The sequence below is a fragment of the Curtobacterium flaccumfaciens UCD-AKU genome (genome assembly GCF_000349565.1).
In the GTDB taxonomy this organism is placed as follows: domain Bacteria; phylum Actinomycetota; class Actinomycetes; order Actinomycetales; family Microbacteriaceae; genus Curtobacterium; species Curtobacterium poinsettiae.
In genome coordinates, this window is sequence record NZ_KB714628.1 from 261837 (window position 1) to 285058 (window position 23222).

Genomic DNA, 23222 nt, shown 5'->3' on the forward strand with positions numbered 1-23222 from the left:
GCAGCACCGAGCCGATATGACGCTCTTATGTCGGCTCAAGACAACCGGCCGTTCAAGGGTCAGACACCTTGAGGCAGGACAACACCCGCGCTTACGCAGGCTTTTCTGATCACATCTTCGAAGTCGGTGTTGGCGATTGCGTTAGCCAGCAGATATGGCTTGGATTCCGCTCGTTCAAGGACAGCAAGAATCTCGGGCTGCGAGTAAAGCCAGTCGCGGGAGTCCACATAATCTGCAGCCTCAGGAGCACGCTGCTTCAGCAACAGACTAATCCTGGACCTATTTGACTCACAGAATTTATGCACCAGATCCTCCACGGGGTCAGCGCCCGAAGGATAGGCACTCAACAGGAGATTCATTAAGACTACGTCCGCGGAAGGGGGCGTGATCTCCCCGCTCAGATCCTCGTACTCCTGTTCCAGCGCTTCGAGAGCGAGCGCCGGCCTGTACATAGGCAGTTTCCTCCTCTTACGAATCATCCGCTGAACCTCGTCGTCAAACAGTTCAACTAGAACGGTAAGCCTGTCAATTACTCGCCGCATCTTGCCGGGAGGTTTCACAAGCCCTTTGTACAGCAGCTTATGCGACACCACTGACCATGCATCCTGAGCACGGGTTCGTAGCTGCACCTCAGCCAGGATCAACTCTTCCTTGTCATCGACAACACTCGCCGCCGACAAGATGAAGTGGATACCGGGATAGAACAGCTGGTCATGCTTGCCTCGCTTGACGGTGCGTTCAACGATGTGCCACGGACCTCGCTGTATGAGCCCGTCTGCGGTGCGGACGTCCTCCTTCGTCGAGCAGACGATTCTCAGGCCAATTTTGTCCTGGATAGAGGTCCAAGAACGGGGGTTCGACGGGTCCGCACGTGCCTTCCGAATGAGGCTGCGTGCCGTCTTCACCCGCCCCGATACCACGTAGTCGCTCAGAAGCGGTGACACGACCTCCTTGAGGTCGCGCTCGTAAGTCACGAGCGCCTCATCCAGCGACGGCCGCGCATCTCGGTAGCGCGATCCGAGGTCCTCGGCGTCCGCCATCACACTGGCGGACGTGACAGGCGGTAGGAGTCCGCCTCACCCTTCACAATGATTCGGGGACCGTCCTCCGAAGTCGGGTCAACAACCACAGTTCCGTTCTGCATGGCCTCGCTGGAGGCAGTGATCGTCACGCCTGACGAAGTCTTCACTTTCAAGCCCCCAATCTGGCCCCTCACCAACCGAGTGTCTTTTGAAAATGTCGACGAACGAATTTGACTCGGGAGACTCTGGGAGAAATCATCTCGGTCCTCGGCATCCATGAATTCTTGAATAAAGGAACTCGGTGTTAGTTGAGCAGAAGGACTTTCAAGCACGGCAACGGCCGCCGTCGCATACCGCGCACGCTTCTCTTCCGGCATTCCAGGCGTGTTGATGAACTTGGTGACGGCCTTGACGAACTCTTCCGTCTGCACTTCCGCGCGATGCTTTAGTTCACATCCAAGAAATTGCTGCAGAAAGTAGTCAGCGAAAGAAACGCCGTTCTGCTTGTCCACCATTAGGCCAACAAGCTGATCCTGAGCATCAATCCAGAATAATCCGATCTTATAGACGCGAGAGTTCTGCCCCATGATGAGTTCAGTGAGATGTTCTACCTCAAAAACAACGTTCTCGCCGTTCGTCTCATGGTTCAAGCGGACGCCTTCCTGGTGCTCAGCCTTCAGAATGACGAAACGATCACCGGTACTAGCTTTAGCGAGGGCTGCCATAAATACGCCAGCGGAGCTACCATTCGTCTGCTTGCGATGCATCCAATCGGCGATTTGCTTCGAGTTGTCAGCAAGGAGGTCGGGATTTTCAAGTGCAGCTCGCACCAGATCTGGTACTGGGCTGCCGTACGTGTCGGTTGCGACAATCTCTCGTGCGAACGCGAATGCTGGCTGCAGCATTTCTTCCCGGATGAAGCGATCCGTCGCGGGGTTCAGTGGCGTCGGAGCGGAGGAATATAACGGCTCAGCCCCGCCCTGATCCTGCCGGCGACCGCGAGGGATCTCATGCAGCATTGTCTGCTGAAGAGTCAGTGGTTCTACAGTCGGCACGATGATCCTCTCCCGCCTCGTCCGTGAGGCATGCTCGATGCAACTGTATCGAGTGCGCTGGGCGCGAGCGTCTCCACGGTCACGCGCGCCACCCCCGAACCGCGTCAAATTCGACGGCGATCCGTTTGCCGCTCTGGGGTATACCTCAACGCCACGGCGTCGGAAGCACCGACGAGTGTTGTTCTGGGCTACGTCACATCGCTTTCGCCATAGAAGCGTGCAACGGCCCAGACCTGATGCCACACGCAGCCAGGCGCAGTGCTTTCGTCAGCCGGGGCTCGGAGCTGGCGGCGGCCCCGTCGTGTCCCCCACCCGCAACTCCGACGTGAACGACGCCGGTTGCGGCTCCGCACCCTCGAGCATCGCCAGGGCAGCACGGGCGGCGGCCTGGCCCTTCTGCACGAACGGCTGCACCAGGGTGGTCAGATGCCGGATCGGGGTGCGGTGGAGCAGGCTGTCGTCCACGGTGATGCCGTCGAATCCGACGACGCTGACGTCCTCGGGGACACGGAGTCCGGCGTCGAGCGCGGCCGAGATCACACCGACGGCGATCAGGTCACTCTGGGCGATGACGGCGGTGGGGCGGGGGCCTTCGGCTGCGAAGAGCTCGGTGCCGGCGAGACGCCCCTCTTCCACCGAGCTGCCGGCGGTCTCGATCGCGATGGCGTCCGGGTAGACCTGGCGCACACCACGCAGGCGTTCGAGCGTCGTGAAGGCGATGCCCTCGTCCTGCCGAGCTGCGTCGATCGGCCCCCGGCGGCGTGCGGCATCGAGGGGAAGGGTCACGACGGTCACGTCCTGGTGCCCGAGCCCCTGCAGGTACTCCGCAGCACGGCGAGAGGCATCCCGGTTGTCGAGCTGGACGGGGACAGCGCCCTCAATCTCGGCCGCCTCGATCGCGACGACCGGGATCTGCCGACGGCGCAGCACGGCGACGGCGGGGTCGATCCGGACGTTGCACCCGACGAGCACGACGGCGTCCATCGGGGCATCCACCAGCGGGCCGGCGCCCTGCTCGTCGTCGAGCGGACTCCGGACGAGCAGCAGTGAGGCACCGGCGGCACCGGCGACCTCGGCGATGCCGTCGAGCGTCAGGACGTTGACCGGGTCACGGAACGCATCGCTCAGGCGCTCGTCCATCACGACGCCGATGACGCCGGAACGACCTCGGCGCAGCGAACGGGCACGGGGATCGGGGCCGCCGTAACCGAGGTCGGCGGCAGCGGCGAGCACGCGGGCCTTGGCGTCCTCGGACACCGGGCCGAGACCGCTGAACGCGAGCGAGGCCGTCGACGGCGCGACACCGGCGGCACGGGCGACCGCGGCGAGCGTCGGGCGCGACGGACGGGTGGCGCCGCCGCGGGAAGGCGACGCGCCGGGTCCTGTTGCCGGTTCGTCCATCGCCCGTTAGCGTAGCCGGAACGAGCAGTCGAATCGATTCGACAACCGCAACACCAGCACCAGAACGCGCAGCACCGAGCGCGTCGCAGCACGATGGGAACCACCATGACGACGCCGTCCACCCGCACCGTCCCGACCACCAAGGCCTGGATCATCGCGGTGTTCGTGGTGTTCACCCTGTCCGGGCTCGACATCGCGACGTGGCTGGGCCGGATCCCGAGCGTCCGCGACTCCCTCGGGGCGAGCACGTTCGAGATGGGCCTGCTCGTGCTCGGCATGGCCGTCGGCTCGATCGGCGGTCTGACCTTCGCCGGGCACATCGTCGCGAAGCTCGGTGCGAGACGGGGCGTGCAGGTGGCTGCGGCGTGCCTGGCGGTCGGCATGATCTTCGCCGGGGTCGCGGTCACGCTCGGGTGGGGCTTCGCCGCCATCTGGATCGCGCTCATCGCGTTCGGCTTCGGCAACGGCCTGTGCGACGTGTCGATGAACGTCTCCGGCGCCGCCGCCGAGAAGGCCGGCGGACGCACGATCATGCCGCTGTTCCACGCCGCGTTCAGCCTCGGCACGCTCGCCGGTGCGGGCCTCGGCGCCCTGGCCGAGAAGCTCGAGATCCCGGTGTCGGGGCACTTCATCGTGCTCGTCGTCATCACGAGCGCCGCCATGCTCGTCGCCGTCGCGAAGTTCCAGGACGAGCACCTCGTCGAGCAGCCGGTGTCGACCGACACCAGCCCGGTCGCGACCCCGCTCACCCGCTGGCAGGTCTGGGCACAGCCCTCCACGCTGCTCATCGGCGTGATCGTGCTCGGCATGGCGCTGGCCGAGGGGTCCGCGAACGACTGGCTGCCCCTCGCGATGATCGACGGCCACGGGCTCGACAACGCCGGCGGTGCTGCCGTGCTGACGGTGTTCCTGGCCGCGATGACCGCTGGCCGCGTCGCCGGCAGCCCGCTGATCGACAAGTTCGGCCGCGTGCCGATCCTGCGCATCAGCGCCGCCGTCGCAGTGGTCGGCCTGGGCATGCTCATCTTCATCGACAACGTGCCGCTCGCGATCGTCGGCGTCGTGCTCTGGGGCCTCGGTGCCAGCCTCGGCTTCCCGATGGGCATGTCCGCCGCGGCCGACGACCCCCGCACCGCGGCCGCCAAGGTCAGCGCCGTCGCGACGATCGGCTACGTGGCGTTCCTGGCCGGGCCCCCGCTGATCGGGTTCCTCGGCGAGCAGATCGGCCTGCTCGGCGCGCTGCTGATCGTCTTCGTGTTCATCATCGCGGCCGGCCTGGCTTCGGGTGCGGCCCGCGAGACCGGTGCCGCCGCCCGCCCCGCCCGCGGGACCGACACGAGCACGACCGAGCACGAGCACGACACCGCGACCAGCGAGACCGAGAACGCCAGCGACCGCAGCTGACGCAACGAGCCCTCAGCCGCCGTCCCCGGCCCGCGCCCGCGTCGCCAGGTGCAGGGCGAGCCGGGTCTCCGGGTCGGACAGGTCCACCGCGAGCAACCGCTCCACCCGCGCGATGCGGTCGGACACGGTGTTCCGGTGCACGCCGAGCACCGCGGCGGTCTCGGCGATCGACGACTCCGCGTCCAGGTAGGCGGCGAGCGTCGTCAGGAGCGCCCCGCCACCGCGTTCGAGCGGCGCGAGCAACTGCCGAGAGGCCGGCAGGAACGTGTCCGTCTGCGTCCACGCGAGCAGCAGCTGCGCGAGCCCGAGCCGGTCGACGTGCACGAAGTGCCCGGACTCCGGACGGCTCGCGGCCAGGCGGGCGGCGTCGCCGGCCTCGCCGAGTGTCCGGACCAGCCCGGCAGGGCCCGCCTGCAGACTGCCGACGCCCACGTTGGTCTCCACGGTGGTGCGGAGCGTGTTCTGCGCGCGCCGCAGCCGACCCGCGATGTCGGCCACTGCCTCCCGGCCGGGTTCGTCGGGTTCCGACAGCCACAGCACCCAGCCGTCCGCCTGTTCGACGACGACCGCGTCGAGTCCCTCGGCGCGCACCGCGGCGTCGACCTGCTGGCGGAGCGCGACCAGGTCGACGCCCTGCCGCGCGACCACGCGCGCTCCGACGTGCCAGGCGTCCAGCCGCCACCCGGCGGCGATGGTCCGCTGCACGAGCTGCGGGGCGGGCGCCCCGTCGGCAGCGCGGAGCTCGTCGAGCATCGCCATCCGGTAGCGGGCGTCGCGCTCGTCGTCGAGCCGGGTGAGCAGCAGCCGGTGCCCGACGGCGACGGCGGCGACCTGCAGGGCGCTCGCGACCACCTGCTGTTCGGCGGCGATCGGGACGGACAGACCGACGGCCAGCCAGGCGCGCGGTCCGATGCCGGTACCGACCGGGATCGCGACGAGCGTCTCGTCGACGCCCTCGGCGATCAGCACGTCGCTCGTGCCGGCGCGGCGGACGAGCACGGCGCGGGCTGTGTCGTCGACGGCGGCTCCGCGGAGTGCCAGGCCCGACGCGTCGAGGAACCGCACCGGGTGGCCGAGCGACCGGTCGAGCCGGGCGAACAGGTCGTCGAGTTCGGGGCCGGCGTCGAGCGCGACGCGGGAGGCGTCGAGGGCGGCCCGGGCCGCCGCGCCCATCCCGGTGCCGATGAGTTCGTGCAGGCGGACCGAGGTCGCCCACGGGTCCGGGGTCGCGAGCACGGCGACGCCGAGCCGGTCGGCGAGCGTCGTGCTGCCGGGGCCGAGTTCCAGTGCCCCGTCGACGACGAGCAGGGTGGTGCCGGCCGCGGACGCCCGGCGCAGCAGCACGTCGAAGCGCGCGTCCGCGCGGTCGACGGGGGTGAGCAGCACGACGACGTCGTCGCCCTGGGCGAGCGACCGGCCGACCTGGTCGGGGGTCCCCACGACCCCGCGGACGCTCCGGACCGCGGTGCTGCCGGGGCCGACGAGCAGTCGGGTGCCGGGCGGCAGGAGCGGCAGCAGGTCGCCGACGGCGTTCACGCGAGCACCTGGCGCACGGCCTCGGGCACGACGTCGGCGTCGATGCCGAACGCCCGCGGTCCCATGTGCGCGGTGCGGTCGGGGTCCGCCCACCACCACGGCGCCGACGGCAGTACGAGCACCGCGAGCTCGTTGCCGACCCGCGTGCGGTCGGTCGCCACCGGCGCGAGCGAGCGCGCGTCGACGACGGTGATGACGCTCGGCGTGCTGGCGACGGGCAGGCCGTCGACCAGGCAGTGCACGTACTCGCTGCCCGCCTCGACCCGGGCGACCGCACCGGTGCCGGCGTCGCGGATGGCCAGGCTGCTGCGGACGAACGCGAGCGCGTCCCCCTCGCGCTGCACGTCGATGACCCGGCCCTGGGCGACGATGCGGCCGCCGATGAGCGCGGCGAGTTCCGCCGCGTCGCGTGCGCCGCCGGCTGCGCGTCCGATCCGGAGGGCGCGCTGCACGCTGCCGACGACGGCCCGCTCGCGCAGCAGCGCCACCGGGACCGGGCCGATCGCGAAGGCCGCCCAGCCGCCGCTGTGCGAGACGGCCTCGCGCCAGACCGTCTCGACGTCGTGGGGGTGCCGGGCGTCGACGACGATCCGCAGACCGCTCGTGGTGGCCGCGGCGGCCGTGACCGTCGTGGTCGGGCCGACGAAGACCGACAGCTGGTCGATGCGCGGGACCGCGCGGCCGACCAGGTCCGCGTCGACGAGCGGCAGTCCGGCGGCGTGGGCGGTGAGGGCCGCGGCCGGTCCGGTCACGCCGCCGATCTGCGCGGCGACGACGGCGTCGGCACGGGTGCCCGTCCAGCGTTCGACCGCCGCGAGCGCGGCCGGCAGCTCCTCGCCGCTCGGCATCTTCTCCTCGAGCACGGTGGTCGACCCGATCAGCCCGACGGCCACCACCGAGCCGAGCGCGGGGTCGTCGAGGTCGACGACCGGCACACTGCGGTCGCCGAGTGCGAAGCGGAGTGCGCTGACCATGTGGTCGACGCGGCCGCCACCGCCGCAGCCGAGCAGGGCGGTGCCGCGTCCGAAGACGGTCGCGTCGTCGGCCTGGAGGCCCGTCACACCGCCGCCCCGCCGCTCACCCTGGTCCATGGGTCCATTCTGCTGCCGTGGTCGGCGCGCGGCCGTCGGTCAGCCGACCGCCGGGGCGGCCGGGCGGACGTGCTCGTGCAGGTCCTCGACCGGGACGAACGGCTCGTCGAGCCCGAAGCACGACGGCCCGAACACGGCGAGCGCCTCCGGGGTCCGCATCAGGTCGGGGGTCGAGATGCCGATCACCCGGACGCGCTGCCCGAACCGCAGGCGTTCGGTGGTGATCGGCTCGGCGGTCTCGGCGTCGAGGACGCAGATCAGGTCGGGCACGACGGCGACGAGCTGCCCGTCCCGCCGGGCGACGAGGTTCTCGTTCTGGAACCGGAGCTCGAGCTCGGAGCCGTCGGTCCCCTGCACGGTGGCACGACCGCGGGCGAACCCGTCGACCGTGCGGCGCTCGACGTCGACGACCTTGCCGTCGAACAGCTCGCGCAGGTGCGTGTAGATCGTCGTCCCGAGGGCCTCGGCGAGCGCGTCGATGGGGTCGCGGTGGGCTTCGCGGGCGACCCGGATGGCCCGACCGACGGCGAGTGCCAGGGAGAGCGTGCGCGGGACGGCGGTCTCCCGCACCTGGCGGCCGGACATGGCGTACTCGGCGATGTAGGCGACGCCGCCGAGCCGGATGGTGACCCCGCGGGCGAGCCACTCCATCTTCTTGTTGTCCGTGCCGGTCTCGATGATGACGCCGTGACCGTTCTCGTCGCTGATCGCCAGTGGACTGCCGGGGACCCCGTAGACCGAGAACGTCTCCATCTGCAGCTCGGGGAACGCGCGGCCCATGCCGTCCGCGTCGACGACGGGCAGGCCGCCGGTGGCGCCGACGAGCAGCGGGATCATCGAGTTGATGCCGCCGCACTCGATGGGCATCGTGGCGGTCGCCGTCCGGCCCAGGTGGGCTTCGAGCCGACGGAGGGCGCCGAGGGGTTCCGGTCCGGCGGGGATGCGTTCGAGCACGACGGTCGGTGCGCCCATCTGCGCGGTGGGGATGACGAGGGCGTCGTCGGGGACCTCGGACGGGTCGAGGATCGTCACGGGGCCGTGCTGTTCGATCGCGGCACGGACCAGGAGCATCCCGATGGTGGGGTCGCCTCCGCCGCCGGTGCCGAGCAGCGCGGCGCCGCGGGCCAGGTCGGGCAGGTCGTCGACGTCGAGGATCCAGCTCATCGGTGCGCTCCCGTGTTCGTCTCGCCCGCGCTCGTGGTGCCGTCGTGGCGGACCGCGGGGGTGTCGTAGCCGAAGTACCGCGGGCCGGCCAGGCGCAGACCGTCCGGCGAGTGCCAGCGTTCGTCGGCCGGTGCCGTGACGATCCGGATGCGGGCGCCGAAGCGCAGGGCCTCGGTGGTGATCGGTTCGCCGGTCTCGGCGTCCAACGTGATGATGAGGTCGGGAGCCGTGGTGCGGACCTGGCCGGCCACCTCGACCAGCAGGTGCTCGTTCTGGAACCGGAGCACCGCCTCCAGGCCGGTGTCGCTGCCGGAACCAGCGATGCGGGCCGTGCCACGGGCGAACCCGGTGACGGTCTTGCGCTCGATGTCGGCGACCTTGCCCTCGAACACGACCGTGCCGCCGAGCACCTCGGTCACCGCCGTGACGGGGTCGGCGTTCTCGCTGCGTGCGCGCACCAGCGTCTCGCCGAGCCGGACGCTCAGCGACAGGCTGCCGCGGACGAACGACTCCTTCACCTGCGCGCCGGACATGGCGTACTGCGCCGTGATCGCGGAGCAGCCCATCTCGACCGTCGCCGTGCGGGCGAGCCGTTCCGCCCACCGGTTGTCGACCGTGTCGAAGACGACCGTGTTGCCCTTCTCGTCCGCCAGGGCCATCGGTGTCGCACTGACCCCGGACAGGGTCGGCAACACCATCTGCACCTCGGGGAACGCACGGCCCATGCCGTCGCCGTCGACCAGGGGCAGGCCGAGCTCGGCAGCGGCGACGATCGGCGTCGTCGAGTTCACGCCGCCGACCTCGATGCAGGCCAGGTGGGTGGGGGTCACGTTGAGGAACGCCGACAGGCTGCGGATGGCCTCGGCGAACTGGCCGGCGGACGGCAGCTTCTCGACCATCACCGTGGGAGCGCCGATCATCGCGACCGAGAGCACCACGGCGTCGTCGGGCAGGTCCTCGACCTGGACGATCTCGACCGGACCGTGGGTGCGGACGGCGGCCTCGGCGAGCAGGCGGCCGATGTAGGGGTCACCACCGCCGCCGGTGCCGAGGATCGCGGCGCCGCGGGCGAGGGCCGAGCAGTCCGCCCCGATGGAGGTGATGGGGACCTCAGCGGACTGCTCGGCGGTCTGGGAGTTGGAGGTGGTCCTGGGCGGGGTCGCGGTCTCGGTGGCGCTCATCGGACCAGCGCCCCGAGTGCCAGGTCGCCGACGGCCTTCGCGCGGATCCGCGTCGCGTTGCCCGGCAGGTACGGGATCGGGACCTCGTCGAAGTCGACGATGTCCACCGAGCCGGGGTCGGCGCCGGCCGCGATGGCGCGGTCGACGGCCTCTTGCCGCGCCTCGTCGACCACGGCGGACCGTCGGCCGTCGCTGATCGCGTAGACCTTGTCGACCTCGCCGCTGACCTGCGCGATCGCCGCACCGATGGCGTTGGCGACCGAGTAGTGCTCCGGGCGGTGCACGGTGCCGAGTCCGGGCAGGGTGTCCGGCAGCAGCACCGAACCGCCACCGACCGCCACGACGGGCAGCGGGTCGGACGAGGTGCGCATCCGCTCCACGATGTCGGCGACGCGCTCCGCGATGACGTCGAGCGCGCGGGCGGCGACCTCGGCCGGCACCCCGGCGACGAGCGACGGGTCCCCGATCGCGCCACGGCCACCGCGGACGGCGACGTCGGTGGCGGTCAGGGTGGTGCCGCCGAAGACCAGGCCCTCCTCGGTCAGGCGGTACCCGACGGAGTCCGGGCCGACGACGCTGCCGTCCTCGCGGATGCGGGAGCCGCCGCCGATGCCGACGGACAGGACGTCGGGCATCCGGAAGTTCGTGCGGATGCCGGCGACGGCGACCTCGCCCGTGGCCTCACGCGGGAAGCCCGCGGTCAGGACGCCGACGTCGCTCGTCGTGCCACCGACGTCGACGACCGCGCAGGTGTCGAAGCCGGACAGCACCGCGGCGCCGCGCATCGAGTTCGTCGGGCCCGAGGCGAACGTCGCGACCGGGTAGCGACGGGCGTACTCGACGTCCATCAGCGTGCCGTCGTTCTGGCTCAGGAAGAGCGGTGCGTCGATGCCACTGCCCGTGACCGACCCGGACAGGCCGTCGACGATGCGGTCGGCGAGCTCACGGAGCGCCGCGTTGATGATCGTCGCGTTCTCGCGCTCGAGCAGGCCGATGCGACCGATCTCGGACGACAGCGAGAACGCCACGTCCGGCCCGAGCTCGGCGGCCATGATCTCCTGCGCGCGCTGCTCGAACTCGTCGTTGATCGGGGAGAACACCGACGAGATCGCGACGGAGCGGATGCCCGCGGCCGCGATGACACCGGCGTGCCGCTTGAGCTCCTCGGGGTCGAGCTCCGAGATGACCCGGCCGTCGAACTCGTGGCCGCCGTGGGCCAGGAACGGCTGCGCGTGCACGGCCGACACCAGGTGCGCGGGCCAGTCCGTGAACGGCGGCAGCGAGGCCGTCGCCGGCAGACCCAGGCGGACCGCGGCGGTCGGGGCGAGGCCGCGTGCCTCGACCAGGGCGTTGATGAAGTGGGTGGTGCCGATCATCACGCCGTCGATGTCCGTGGGGCCGAAGGCGTGCTGTTCGCGCAGACCGTCGAGCGCGGCGACGATGCCCGAGGTGACGTCGGGGGTGGTGGACCGCTTGACCGCCGCACGGACGGAGCTGCCGTCCATCAGGACGGCGTCCGTGTTGGTGCCGCCGACGTCGATGCCGATGCGCATGGGGGTTCCCTTCGGTGGTGCGGGTGCGGGTGCGGTGGTGCGGGTGCGGGGTCTTCGCGGGCGGGGTGCTGCTGGTTGATGGGGACCGGCCGCGCCGTCGCGCGGATCAGGGGTTCGGCGACGCGACCGGCCGTTCGGGGAGCGCCCGGGTCAGGCGGCGGGGGTGGCCGGTGCTTCGGCGACCGGGACCTCGGTGGCGGCCGGCGTGGACTCGGTCCGACTGACACCGACGCCGCGGATCAGCCCGGCCTTGCCGGCGACCACGTAGAGCACGAAGGCGATGACCACGGAGTTGATCGACGGGATGCCGACGGCGACGAAGTACCCGATGAGCGAGGCGACCGCCCAGATGACCAGGGTGGCCGGCACCCAGGTGGGCGAGGTCGCCGGGATGTTCTCGGCGTCGCTCAACTCGCGGCGCCAGCGCTTCACGACGAAGTACTCCGCCACCATGATCCCGGCGATCGGCGGGAAGACGACCCCGAGCACGGACAGGAACGGTGTCAGGGCCCCGAGGAACCCGACCGCGGCGAGCACCGAGCCGACGACGCCCATCACGAGCGTCACGAGCCCGCGGTTCACCTGCTTGCCGAACACCGCGTCGATGAAGTTCGTGACACCGAGGCTCGAGCTGTAGATGTTCCAGTCGTTGATCTTGAACGTGCCGAGCAGGATCACGAGGATGCCGACCCAGCCGACGCTCGACGTGATCACACGGGTGATGTCCGCGGAGCCGACGGCGTGGGCGAGCAGGACACCGGCCAGGCCGATGACGTACTCGCCGAGCGTCACACCGAGCAGCGTCTGCTTCACGACGTCGCCGACCGAGCGGTTGAAGCGGGTCATGTCCGGCGTGATCACCGCACCGACGATGAACCCGCCGGCCACCAGGGTGGTGCCGGCCACGAAGCTCAGCTCCGGACCGGCCGGGGCACGCGCGGCGAGCTCGGCGATCGAGTGCCGGCTCAGCTCGACGATGACCGCCCAGCCGACGAGCACCAGGAACAGCGGCACGGTCACGTTGGCCAGCCACTGCATCGAGTGGAACCCGCGCAGCACGATGGCGGTGATGAGCAGCCCGAACACGAGCGACCACGCCCAGGCGGGCAGGATCGGCAGGATCGAGACGAGCCCGGCCGCCGAGACGCCCGACTGGATGCCGAACCAGCCGATCAGGCTCAGTCCGATCGCCAGTCCGACCAGCGCCGAGCCGGCCTTGCCGAACCCGGTCCAGCGGGCGATGACCGAGGTGTTCAGGCCCTCCTTCACGCCGATCACGCCGACGAGCACCGAGACGATCTCCAGGATCACGGCGCCCAGGGTGATCGCCCAGAAGGCGTCCCAGAAGCTCATGCCGAAGCCGAGCGTCGCACCGAGCAGGAACTGGGACAGGGCCGAGATCTGGCCGAAGCGCTGCACGGCGACCTGGAACCAGCCGTAGCGTGCGGACATCGGGACCCGGCTGAGCGAGTAGTCGTCGACGGCGACCGACTCGGAACGGGGGGTTCGTGGTGCTGACACTGCGGTCTCGCTGGCCATCGTGGCTCCTCGGGGAGGGGTGTCGGCGTGGGCCGATCGGGGTGTCAGCCACGGTAGGGCGGCATGGGATTGCGGTACATGTGCAGAACGTCGTTACCGGCATGTGAATCCGTGCGTGCTGCACAGCCAGCGCGCCCGGTCCGGGCGACGACATCGCGCCGGTTAGGCTTCCGGGGTGCGTCTCGTCATCGCCCGGTGCTCCGTCGACTACGCGGGCCGGCTCTCAGCCCACCTGCCGCTCGCGACCCGCCTGCTCATGCTCAAGGCGGACGGCTCCCTGCTCGTGCACTCCGACGGCGGCAGCTACAAGCCGCTGAACTGGATGAGCCCGCCCTGCTCGATCGAGATCACCGAGCCGGACGAGGAGCAGTCGGTCGCCGGCATCACCCAGGTGTGGACGGTGACGCAGAAGAAGACGCAGGACAAGCTCATCGTCTCCCTGTACGAGGTCGTGTCCGACGAGACCCACGACCTGGGCGTCGACCCGGGCCTGGTGAAGGACGGGGTCGAGGCGCACCTGCAGCAGCTCCTGGCCGAGCAGATCGAGCTCCTCGGTGACGGCCACACCCTGGTCCGCCGCGAGTACATGACGGCCATCGGGCCCGTCGACATCCTGGCGCGCGACGACGCCGGGGCGAGCGTCGCCGTCGAGATGAAGCGCAACGCCAACATCGACGCGGTCGAGCAGCTCACCCGCTACCTCGAGCTCATGAACCGCGACCCGCACCTGCGTCCGGTGCAGGGCGTGCTGGCGGCGCAGACGGTGGCACCGCAGGCACGCACCCTCGCCGAGGACCGCGGCATCCGCGTCCTCGTGCTCGACTACGACGCGATGCGCGGCATCGAGGGCGGCCACACCCGCCTGTTCTGAGCCGCGTCGGCCCGTCCGGCCTGGAGGCACGGCGCACCCCCGCCCCGCTGCCGACGGAACCCGGATGGTCGCCGCCACGTCCCGGCTAGGGTGGGCAGGACATGACCAGCCCGTTCTCCGCCATCCTGTTCGACCTCGACGGCACCATCAGCGACTCCGCGCCGGGCATCCTCGAGAGCCTGACGCACACCTTCCGCACCGTCGGCGTCCCGGTGCCGGACCGCGACACCCTGATGTCGTTCGTCGGTCCGCCGATCATGGACACGTTCCGGATCGCCATGGGCATGGACGACGAGCTGGCCGACCGCACCCTCGCCGTCTACCGCGAGCACTACTTCTCGCACGGGGCGCTCGACTCCGCGATGTTCCCGGACATCGACGTCGTCCTGCGCACCCTGCACCAGGCAGGGCTGCCGATCTCGACGGCGACGAGCAAGCCGGAGACCCCGGCGACCTACATCCTCGAGCACTACGGGCTCACCGGGGACATCGACATCATCACCGGCGCGAGCGACGACGAGGTCCGGTCGAGCAAGGCCGACGTCGTCGAAGAAGCACTGCGACGCCTCGAGGCCCACGGCTTCGACACCAGCCGCCCGGTGCTGATCGGCGACCGGAAGCACGACGTCGAGGGCGCGACCGTGCACGGCGTCCCGGTCGTCTTCGCCGAGTGGGGTTACGGCTCCCCCGACGAGGCCGAGGGCACCATCGCCCGCGCCGCCACCCCGCTCGACCTGCTGCCGATCCTGCTGCCGTCCGCGACGCCGTCCGCATGAACGACGACGTCGTCCGGCGGGGCCTCCGCGGCGCCGCCTGGTTGCTGCCGGCGGCCATCGTCCTCATCGCCCTGAACTTCCGCGGCCCGATCGTCGCGACCGCCCCGGTCATCGGGGACGTCCGAGCCGACCTCGGCCTGACCGCGACGATCGCCGGGCTGCTGACGACGATCCCGGTGCTCTGCTTCGCCCTCGCGACGCCGTTCGCCAGCTGGGTCATCGCGAAGGCCGACCCCGAGCGCGCGGTGTCCCTGTCGCTCGTCATCGTGCTCGCCGGCACCGTCGTGCGCTCGATGCCCTCGTCGGCGGCGCTGCTGATCGGCACCGCGGTCATCGGCATCGGCATCACGATCGGCAACGTGGTGATCCCGGTGGTCATCCGGCGGGACACCTCGCCGGAGCGCGTCGGCCTGGTCACCGGCGTCTACACGTCGGCGCTCAACGTCGGGTCGATGATCACGTCGCTCGGCACCGCTCCCCTGGCGGCCCTGTGGGGCTGGCCGGTCGCCATCGCGATCTGGGCGGTCTTCGCGCTCATCGCCGCCGCTGCCTGGACCTACGCGGTCGGTGCACGGGCCGCCTGGCGACGCCCGGTGCCGTCCGACCACGACGGACCACTGCCGATCACCGGTCCGATCGACCAGGTGCTCGACACCGGGGCGATCCGCACCGCGCGCGCCGCCGAGGCCGCACGGGTCGCCGCCGCCGAACCGATCCGGCCGGCACGACGGCTCATCACCTGGGGCCTGACGCTGGCGTTCGGCGGCCAGGCGTTCTCGTACTACGCCCTCACCGCGTGGATCCCGACCCTGCTGCACGACGAGATCGGCTTCTCGAAGGCGTCGTCGGGCGCGAGCTCGTCGGTGTTCCAGATCCTGGCCGTCGTCGGGGCGCTCGGCGTCCCGCTGCTCGCGACCCGGTGGCGTCCGGCGGCGATCATCGCCCTGGTCGGCACCCTGTGGCTGGCCATGCCGCTCGGGCTGCTGTTCGCCCCGCAGCTCTGGCTGCTGTGGTCGGTGCTCGGCGGCGCGGCCCAGGGCGGCGGCATCACCGTGATCTTCATCGTCATCGTGCGGATCGTCTCCAGCGACGCCGACGCACGCCGGATGTCCGCGTTCGTGCAGGGCGGCGGCTACCTGATCGGGTCCGCGGGGCCGCTGCTCGCCGGGGCGCTGCACGGTGCGACGGGTACCTGGACCGCACCGCTCCTCGTCGTGCTCGTCGCGGTGCTGACCCTGGGTGTCGTCGGGACGTTCGCCGCGCGACGGGTCTCCTGAGCGCGGAACCGCCCGCCGTCCCGCCCGCCCGCCGCCCGGCGTCCTGACCCCGAACCCGAGCGCCGGCTGAGACCCCGCTCCGGCTCGACCCCCGAGGCGCTGACCGACGGGGGCCGCACCCGCACGACCCCTCAGCGCGCGGACCGGCTTCGCGGCCAGCTGGCGGCACGGTCCCGGCCCATCGTCATCCCGGACGGCCAAGGTCCGGAGAGTGGACATCCGACGACCCGCCCGGTGGCGGGACCAGCCGCTCGCGGCACGGCTCACCCTGCTCGTGATCGCGGGCGGCATGACCGTGCTGCTCGCCTGGAACCTGGGCCGTGGTGGGGACTTCGGCTTCTACCAGGCGTCGGCGCGGTCGATGTCCGAGTCGTGGCCGGCGCTGTTCTCCGGCGCGTTCGACCCCTCGGCGACGGTGACGCTCGACAAGCTCAGCGGCTTCGCGGTGCCGCAGGCGCTGAGCCTCCGGTTGTTCGGGCACTCCACCGCAGCGCTCGCGTTCCCGCAGGTCATCGAGGGGCTCGTCACGCTGTGGGCCTGCTCCCTGGTCGGACTCCGCTGGGCCGGTGTCGGGACGGGCCTCGTCGCCGCCGCGGCAGCCGGGTCGACGCCGATCTTCGTGTCGATGTTCGCGCACCCGATGGAGGACGGCATGGTCACCGCCGCGCTGGCGGTCGCCCTGCTCTGCTGGCAGCACGCGGCACTGACCGGGCGGTGGTGGCCGCTCGTCACCGCGGGCCTGGCGGTCGGCGTCGGGTTCCAGGCGAAGATGGTGCAGGCCTGGTTCGTCCTGCCGGCGCTGCTGCTCGGCACGCTGCTGGCCTCGGCCCGGCACGACGGCCGTCCCTTCCGCTTCGGCACCCGGGTCATCCGAGCCGGAGTGCTCGGGATCGTCACGGTCCTGGCATCGGTGTCATGGGTGACCGCGCTGGCGCTCACGCCGTCGGGTTCGCGGCCGTGGGCGGACGGCTCGACGACCGACAGTCCGCTCGCCATGGTGTTCGGGTACAACGGCATCGACCGGTTCCTGCCCGGCGCGGTGCCCGGGTCCGTCCGGTCGTTCACGGTGCCGTTCGGCCCGCACACCTGGCGCGGTGGTGCGGCCGGGTTCGGCAAGCTGCTCGAACCGCACCTGGCGTCGCAGGTGGCCTGGCTCCTGCCCGCGGCGGTGTTCGGCGTGGTGGTCGCGGCCGTGGTGCTGGTCCGACGGCGAGCGCGGAGGATCACGCCGGCGTCGACACGCACAGCCCACGACACCGCCGGCACCCCCTTCGGGCACGCGTTCGACACCCGTGCCGGAGCCGCCACCCTGGCCGTCCTGGTCGTCTGGCTCGGTACCGCGGCGCTCGTGCTGTCGGTGGCCGCGGTGCCGCACACCGCCTACGTCGCGGCGATCGGCGTCCAGCTCGCCCTGCTCGCGGCCTTCGGGTGGCGCGGTGCGGTCGGCCTGGTCCGGGCGCAGTCCCGGGCACTCCGGGCGCTCCCCGTCGTCCTCGCCGTGGCGCAGCTCGGCTGGGTGGTGTTCCTCGCCCAGGGCACCGCGATGCCACGCGTGCTCGCCGGGCCCGCGATCACCGTCGCGACGGTTGCCGTCGTCGCCAGCGTGGCGGCGCTGTGCTGGCGACCCCGCTGGGAGGCGACCCGCGGGCCGGGCTGGCACCGGGCCTCCCGGACGACCATCGCGCTCGCAGCCGGCCTCGCCCTGGTCGCCGGACCGGCCGCGTTCTCACTGCAGGCGCTCGACGCAACACGCGACGGCAGCGGCGTCGACGCATCCGTCGGGCCGTGGCCCGCGCGCTGGCCGATCCCGGCCGGCACCCCGGACGTGTTCCACGTGTCGAGCCCGGACCCGTGGGGCGGATCGACCCCGTACCCGCGTGCCCTCAGTCGGCTCGTCGCGACCGCGCGACGCCTGGAGGGGTACCGGCACGACGAACCGCTGTTCCTGACGGACACGTGGCACATCTCCGCGCCCGTGATCGACGCGACCGGGCTGCCGGTGCTGACGGACGGCGGGTTCTCGGGCACCGTGCCCGTCTTCACGACGCACCAGATCCGTCGCAGGATCGCCGACGGACTGCGCATGCTCGTCGTCGAGGCCCACGCGCCCCGCACCGACCCGGTCCTGCGTGCCGCGCTGGCCGGCGGCTGCCGAGCACTGTCCCACGGCACCCGGCACGCACGCCTGCCGATGCAGCCGCGCCGGGCGAACGGCATCACCTGGACCGTGTGGCACTGCGGGCTGCCCGGCCCGTCCGTCGGACCCGGAGTGCACCACGGCCACCACAGCCACCGCGGCCACCACGCGTCAGCGCGCGGCGAGCACCTCGCGCAGGGACATCGGCGTGCGTCCCGTGATGCGTTCGACGTCGCCGGACACGTGGGCGAGCGCACCCTCGGCGATGGCCGTGTAGGTGCTCACCCAGGCGTCGGCCTGCCACGGCTCCGGGTTCCACTGCGCACGTGATGCGTACGCCTCGTCGAGGGTCTCGGGGTGGTAGCTGACCGTGCGGCCGCGGACTTCGGACACGATCGCGGCCGCCTGGGCCAGGGTGATCGCCTCGGGGCCGGTCAGCTCGTACGTCTGGTCGCGGTGCGCGTCCGGGTCGTGCAGCACCGCGGTCGCGACGCGGGCCACGTCGGCCCGGGCGACCGCCGCCATGGCGCCGTCGCCGGCCGGGCCGCGGATCACGCCGTCCTCGCCGACCAGGTCCTCGACGAAGTCCAGGTAGAAGCTGTCCCGCAGGAACGTGAACGCCATCCCGCTCTCGCGGATCGCCTGCTCCGTCGCCCAGTGGTCGCGTCCGAGCGTGAAGGTCGCGTCGGGAGCCGCGCCGAGGAACGACGTGTAGACGACGTGCCGCACGCCGGCGTCGGCCGCCGCGGTGACGAAGGCCCGGTGCTGGTCGAGGCGGTCCTGGGCCTCGGCGGCGGACACCATGAGCAGCACGTCGACGCCCTGGAGCGCCGTCCGGCTCGCGTCGACGTCGGCGAAGGTCGCGACCGCGACCTCGGTACCGGGCAGCTCCGGCGCACGCGTGGCGTCGCGCACGAGCATCCGGAACGGCACGCCGTCCGCGGCGAGCGCCGCGCTCACGGCGCCCCCGATGTTGCCGGTGGCTCCGGTGATGGCGATGGTCATGGTCGCTCCTCGTGTCGGTGTCGGTTCGTCGTCGTGTGGCGGTGGTCGGCGGTGGGGTCGCGTCGGTCGGTGGTCACGTCCACACCGTCCTGGAGGCCCGGATCACCGTGGGTGCGACCCTCGCCGCGTTCACGCCGTCCACCTGGACCGCCCACGCGCGCGCGGCGTCGTGGTCGCGGCCGTGCCGCATGTGCCGTCCGACCAGGCGGTCGAGCCGGACGTCGTCGTCGACGGCGCAGAACCAGGTCTCGGTGAAGAGTACGGGGAGCGCCGACCACGGAGCGGTGTCGTCGAGCAGGTAGTTGCCCTCGGACACCACGAGCCGGGTGGCGCGGGGCACCGCGATGCTGCCCGCAACGGGTTCGTCCACGCGGCGGTCGAAGTCCGGTGCCCACACCACGTCTTCGTCGGCGGCGACGAGCCGGCGGACGAGTGCGACGTAGCCGTCGGCGTCGAAGGTGTCCGCCGCACCCTTGCGGTCGTGCCGGCCGAGGGCGTCGAGCGCCGCGTTCGACAGGTGGAAGCCGTCCATCGGGACCTGCACCGCCGTGCCCGCGCCCAGGCGTTCGTCGACGGCGGTGACGATGCGGCGGGCGAGCGTGGACTTGCCGGCACCCGGTGCTCCGGCGATCCCGAGCACGGTGCGGTCGCTGCCTGCGGCCAGCTCGACCGCGCGCTCGACGGCTTGGTCGACGGTCGTGCCGGAGTCGCTCACGGCTTCATCCTCGCAGAGCGCACCGACGCCGGACCGCGGTGGTTCACTTGCCGCATGGTCGATGCGACGACGGCGTTCAGCGGGTACTCGGTGCGCGACGTGCCCGAGGCGAAGGCGTTCTACGAGGACGTCCTGGGGATCGAGGTCACCGAGGACCACGGCATGCTCTTCCTGCAGCTCGGCGGTGGCCACCAGGTGCTCGTCTACCCGAAGGGTCCGGGTCACGAACCGGCGGCCTTCACGGTGCTCAACTTCCCGGTGCCGGACATCGACGCCGCGGTCGACGAGCTCACCGCGAAGGGTGTCGTGTTCCTGCAGTACGAGGGGATGACCGACGACCGGGGTGTGAACCGGCAGGGCGGGCCGCTCATCGCCTGGTTCACCGACCCGTCGGGCAACGTCCTCAGCGTCATCGAGGAGTGAACATGTTGCATTCCGAAAGCTCGCGTCGGCGCTGCTGATCGTCCTACCGTCCTCTCACCGACGAGAGGACGGCCATGACGAAGGTGCTGGGACGGCAGTGGACCCGCGAGGAACTCCTGGCGGAGCGGGCGCGGGTCCGCGCGGAGTGGAACCTCGACGATCGGGAGTTCGCCCCGACCGAGCAGTGGCGCGACCTGTTCACCGACGAGTACCTCACGCAGAACTGGCTCGACAGCATCTCCGCCCTGCTGGGTGAGCGATGAACGAGCAGGCCGCGTCGGCGGCGCGGCGCCAGGCGACGATCGCGCAAGCGCTCCTGGACGGAGCCCTGCCCGAGCACGGTGCGTCGATCGACTACGCCCTCGACGAGCGCAGTGGAACCTTCATCATGCAGTCAGTCGCCGCGACCGGAAGGGGTACCCCGGTCCGTTTGACCGTGGGCGATGTGCACACCGCGGACCTGGCCCCGTGGATGCGGTTCCGATGGGTCGATCACCTCGATGCTCTCGTGGTCAGCGAGAGCAGGTACGCCGTTCTGCTCGCGGACGAACGGCAACCACTCGTCCGCTTCGAGTTCCAGGAGGCGTTGACGGCCACGCCCCGGTCGCACTGGCACTTGCACGCCGAGCGCGGAGCGTTCAGTTCGCTGCTCGCCCGAGCGCGCGATCACGGCTCGGGCCGACGGGATGCGGCACGGTTGTCCTCGTTGCACTTCCCGCTCGGCGGCCCGCACTTCCGGCCGAGCCTCGCCGACGTGGTCGAGTTCGTCATCGTCGAGTGCGGCGTGGACGCTCTGCCGACGTGGCGGGACGCGGTGCAGGGGTTCCGCAGTCGTTGGCGTCGCGCAGAAGCCGAGGCAACCGCTCGGCAGTTCCCGGCAGAGACGGCGCAGTCGCTCCGCAACCTCGGGTGGGGTGTCCAGCCCCCGGAACCCACCGCGGTCCCACCGCAGTTCGCGGTGCTGCGCGTGGGATGACGCCAGCGGTCAGCGGGACAGGGCACCCGCCCAGCCGAGGGCGATCGGCACGAGCAGGCCGTGGCGGTGGTGCGGGAGCTCGGCGACGGGGATCCACCGCGACTCGTCGGTCGAGCCGTCGAGCTCGTGCCGCAGGGCTCCCCCGGTGATCGTCGCCCGGAACACCACCTGCACGGCCTTCATCGGACGGCCGTTGGCGTGGATGCGGCGCTCTGCGGGGACGATGTGGTGCCGGACCCCGAGCAGGGCACCGACCTGGGCCTCGTACCCGGTCTCCTCGCGGATCTCGCGCACGACGGCCTGCTCGACGGTCTCGTCGAACTCGACCCCGCCGCCCGGCAGCGTCCACGTGCCCGCGTCGGGCTGGCGCAGCTTCGCCAGGAGCACGCGGTCACCGTCCGTGATCACGCCGTAGGCGGCGAGCCGGGTGTCGTAGTCCGTGTACTCCATGGGCCGACCATGCCAGGTGGGTGCACCGACGTCTGCCAGCCGCGCCGGGCCTCCAAGCCGTGGACCGGGGTCCGGGGTCCGGGGTCCGGCGGACGCTCCACCAGCCCGCTGACCGGTCACGACCCCCCCGCGGTCCGCACGCCGGGCGGTCACAGACCGTCGGCCCCGCCGCCCGCAGACGACGGAACGTGACCACGCGACGCACCCCGTGCGGTGTGTCGCGACCACCCCGCGGGCCGGGAGGCGCGAGTCGCCGCCGCCACGGGCCGTGCCCGCGGGTCAGCCGCGGTCGAAGGTCAGGGTCTCGTCGTCGGGCGCACGGACCTCGCCGGTGCGGGCGAAGTCGGCCCAGATCGCCCGGAAGGCCCGGCCGCGGCGCTCGACCTCGGGCCAGTCGCGCTCGGGGACGAAGCGGGTGCCGGCCCAGGCCTCGCGCCCGCCGAGCAGCAGCGGCAGGTCGCTCATGTGCACGGCTCCGGTCGGGGCGCTCGTCACCCCGCGGTGCAGTCGGTACGAGGTCGCGCGGCCACCCGCACGTCGGTGCCGCTCGGTGAACCGTCGGGCATCGCGCCCGTAGATGACGTCGGACAGCGGGCGCACGACCCACCACCGCAGGGCCGACCGCAGCACGCGCGAGCGGGTCACCCGGCGCAGCCCGGGCACGAGCGGCACGTACATGCCGGCCTCGTCCGAGCCGGACCCGATCAGCACGTCGACGTCGGGTGCGACGCGGCTCCACGCGGCGTCCAGGTCGCGCTCGGCGGGCAGCGGGGCGAACCCGTACTGGGTGCCGAAGGGCATGCCGGCGGCCAGACCGTAGGGTGCGGCGGCCCGGGTGCCGAGCGCCTGGCGGTCGAGCAGGTCGTCGAGCGGGGTGTCGGCGTGCACGCTGCCCACCGCCCGGACCATGGCCCGGTTCATCCGCGCACGACGACGGGACAGCCCGAGCGGTGCGCTCTGGATGATCGCGCGGCGGAACAGCCCTTCGGCGCCGGCGCTGATCATCAGGTGCGCGGCCGCGTCCCCGCCGGCCGACTGCCCGAAGACGGTGACCAGGTCGGGGTCGCCGCCGAACGCCGCGATGTTCGCGCGCACCCAGCGCAGCGACTCGACCAGGTCGAGGAGCCCGAGGTTCGCCGGGATCGTGTCACCGTCGCCGAGGAACCCGAGGACGCCGAGCCGGAACGTGACCGACACCACGATCACGCGCTGCTCGGTCACCAGGTCGCGGGCGTCGTAGATCGGCAGGTCACCGCCGCCGATGACGTACGAACCGCCGTGGATCCAGACCATCACGGGCAGCTGCTCGCCCGGACGGACGTCGGCGGGCAGCGTGATGGAGAGTCGCTGGCAGTGCTCGTCGACCTCGATGCCCTGGATCGGGTTGAGCAGCAGGTCGACGAACTCCTCGTGCGGCTGCGGCGCGACCGGCGACGGGGTGGACGCGTGCAGCTCGCCCTCGAACGGTGGCATCGGCTGCGGTGGGGCGAACCGTTCGGCCTGCGCGTACGGGATCCCGAGCACCCGCACCACGTCCCCGTCGACCGTCCCGATGATGCGGCCGGCGGGGGTGTCGAACGGGGCTGGGGCGGCGGCGAGCATGGGGATCACGCTATCGGGGGCCGCTGACGCAACCAGGCAGACGG

At 71.5% G+C, this 23222-nt stretch carries 20 protein-coding genes and 1 pseudogene; 8 read left to right on the forward strand and 13 right to left on the reverse strand.

The window, feature by feature from the left end:
* Positions 1–59: 59 nt before the first annotated feature.
* The 3 genes from H489_RS31200 to H489_RS31205 all read right to left on the reverse strand — a co-directional run bounded on the left by H489_RS31200 (position 60) and on the right by H489_RS31205 (position 3478).
* Positions 60–1040, reverse strand: coding sequence for a RelA/SpoT domain-containing protein (locus H489_RS31200; RefSeq protein WP_235045688.1), 981 nt, complete (start codon positions 1038–1040; stop codon positions 60–62).
* The gene (locus tag H489_RS37410; protein WP_152427296.1) at positions 1040–2077 is read right to left on the reverse strand and encodes a nucleoid-associated protein; all 1038 of its coding nucleotides are present in this window, start codon (positions 2075–2077) and stop codon (positions 1040–1042) included. Before H489_RS37410 ends, H489_RS31200 begins: the two co-directional genes overlap by 1 nt.
* Positions 2078–2344: 267 nt before the next feature.
* Positions 2345–3478, reverse strand: coding sequence for a substrate-binding domain-containing protein (locus tag H489_RS31205; RefSeq protein ID WP_017887746.1), 1134 nt, complete (start codon positions 3476–3478; stop codon positions 2345–2347).
* Positions 3479–3583: 105 nt separating this feature from the next.
* Between H489_RS31205 and H489_RS31210 the strand changes: the two genes are divergently transcribed.
* Positions 3584–4882: an MFS transporter gene (locus H489_RS31210; RefSeq protein WP_017887747.1), complete on the forward strand. Its 1299-nt coding sequence runs from the start codon at positions 3584–3586 to the stop codon at positions 4880–4882.
* 12 nt (positions 4883–4894) lie between these two features.
* Here the strand turns inward: H489_RS31210 and H489_RS31215 are convergent, their stop codons facing one another.
* The 6 genes from H489_RS31215 to H489_RS31240 all read right to left on the reverse strand — a co-directional run bounded on the left by H489_RS31215 (position 4895) and on the right by H489_RS31240 (position 12946).
* Positions 4895–6418, reverse strand: a complete 1524-nt coding sequence (locus tag H489_RS31215; RefSeq protein ID WP_017887748.1) for a helix-turn-helix domain-containing protein — start codon at positions 6416–6418, stop codon at positions 4895–4897.
* Positions 6415–7509 carry a DUF917 domain-containing protein gene (locus H489_RS31220; protein ID WP_017887749.1) on the reverse strand — a complete coding sequence of 365 codons (1095 nt, stop codon included), beginning with the start codon at positions 7507–7509 and terminating at the stop codon, positions 6415–6417. The genes H489_RS31215 and H489_RS31220 overlap by 4 nt, the downstream gene beginning before the upstream one ends.
* A 39-nt stretch (positions 7510–7548) precedes the next feature.
* Complete coding sequence (locus H489_RS31225) at positions 7549–8673, reverse strand: DUF917 domain-containing protein (RefSeq protein ID WP_017887750.1); 1125 nt, start codon at positions 8671–8673, stop codon at positions 7549–7551.
* Positions 8670–9854, reverse strand: coding sequence for a DUF917 domain-containing protein (locus H489_RS31230; RefSeq protein WP_017887751.1), 1185 nt, complete (start codon positions 9852–9854; stop codon positions 8670–8672). The genes H489_RS31225 and H489_RS31230 overlap by 4 nt, the downstream gene beginning before the upstream one ends.
* Complete coding sequence (locus tag H489_RS31235) at positions 9851–11407, reverse strand: hydantoinase/oxoprolinase N-terminal domain-containing protein (protein ID WP_017887752.1); 1557 nt, start codon at positions 11405–11407, stop codon at positions 9851–9853. Before H489_RS31235 ends, H489_RS31230 begins: the two co-directional genes overlap by 4 nt.
* Positions 11408–11557: 150 nt before the next feature.
* On the reverse strand, positions 11558–12946 hold the full coding sequence (locus H489_RS31240) for a purine-cytosine permease family protein (protein ID WP_017887753.1): 1389 nt from the start codon (positions 12944–12946) through the stop codon (positions 11558–11560).
* A 175-nt stretch (positions 12947–13121) separates the two neighbouring features.
* On the opposite strand from H489_RS31240, the gene nucS reads away from it, so the two are divergent.
* The 4 genes and pseudogenes from nucS to H489_RS38655 all read left to right on the forward strand — a co-directional run.
* A complete protein-coding gene (gene nucS / locus H489_RS31245) occupies positions 13122–13817 on the forward strand; it encodes an endonuclease NucS (protein WP_017887754.1) in 696 nt (231 codons plus the stop codon).
* Between the two features lie 101 nt (positions 13818–13918).
* A complete protein-coding gene (locus H489_RS31250; RefSeq protein WP_017887755.1) occupies positions 13919–14593 on the forward strand; it encodes an HAD hydrolase-like protein in 675 nt (224 codons plus the stop codon).
* Positions 14590–15870, forward strand: a complete 1281-nt coding sequence (locus tag H489_RS31255; protein ID WP_017887756.1) for a CynX/NimT family MFS transporter — start codon at positions 14590–14592, stop codon at positions 15868–15870. The genes H489_RS31250 and H489_RS31255 overlap by 4 nt, the downstream gene beginning before the upstream one ends.
* Positions 15871–16231: 361 nt before the next feature.
* Positions 16232–16777: pseudogene (locus H489_RS38655) on the forward strand (ArnT family glycosyltransferase); the annotation flags it as partial.
* A 1401-nt stretch (positions 16778–18178) separates the two neighbouring features.
* On the opposite strand, the gene H489_RS37415 reads toward H489_RS38655, so the two are convergent.
* Positions 18179–19012, reverse strand: coding sequence for an SDR family oxidoreductase (locus H489_RS37415; RefSeq protein ID WP_081612319.1), 834 nt, complete (start codon positions 19010–19012; stop codon positions 18179–18181).
* A 73-nt stretch (positions 19013–19085) separates the two neighbouring features.
* A complete protein-coding gene (locus tag H489_RS31270) occupies positions 19086–19727 on the reverse strand; it encodes a nucleoside/nucleotide kinase family protein (RefSeq protein WP_017887759.1) in 642 nt (213 codons plus the stop codon).
* A 54-nt stretch (positions 19728–19781) separates the two neighbouring features.
* Here H489_RS31270 and H489_RS31275 point away from each other — a divergent pair, with 54 nt between their 5' ends.
* The 3 genes from H489_RS31275 (at position 19782) to H489_RS36970 (ending at position 21126) form a co-directional block, all read left to right on the forward strand.
* Entirely contained in the window at positions 19782–20150 is a 369-nt protein-coding gene (locus H489_RS31275) for a VOC family protein (RefSeq protein WP_031260093.1), read from the forward strand.
* Between the two features lie 74 nt (positions 20151–20224).
* Positions 20225–20413 carry a hypothetical protein gene (locus tag H489_RS31280; RefSeq protein WP_017887761.1) on the forward strand — a complete coding sequence of 63 codons (189 nt, stop codon included), beginning with the start codon at positions 20225–20227 and terminating at the stop codon, positions 20411–20413.
* Positions 20410–21126: a hypothetical protein gene (locus tag H489_RS36970; protein ID WP_017887762.1), complete on the forward strand. Its 717-nt coding sequence runs from the start codon at positions 20410–20412 to the stop codon at positions 21124–21126. Before H489_RS31280 ends, H489_RS36970 begins: the two co-directional genes overlap by 4 nt.
* 9 nt (positions 21127–21135) lie before the next feature.
* Here the strand turns inward: H489_RS36970 and H489_RS31285 are convergent, their stop codons facing one another.
* Positions 21136–21576 carry an NUDIX hydrolase gene (locus tag H489_RS31285; RefSeq protein WP_017887763.1) on the reverse strand — a complete coding sequence of 147 codons (441 nt, stop codon included), beginning with the start codon at positions 21574–21576 and terminating at the stop codon, positions 21136–21138.
* Positions 21577–21855: 279 nt separating this feature from the next.
* Entirely contained in the window at positions 21856–23178 is a 1323-nt protein-coding gene (locus H489_RS31290; protein WP_031260097.1) for a carboxylesterase family protein, read from the reverse strand.
* Between the last annotated feature and the right edge of the window lie 44 nt (positions 23179–23222).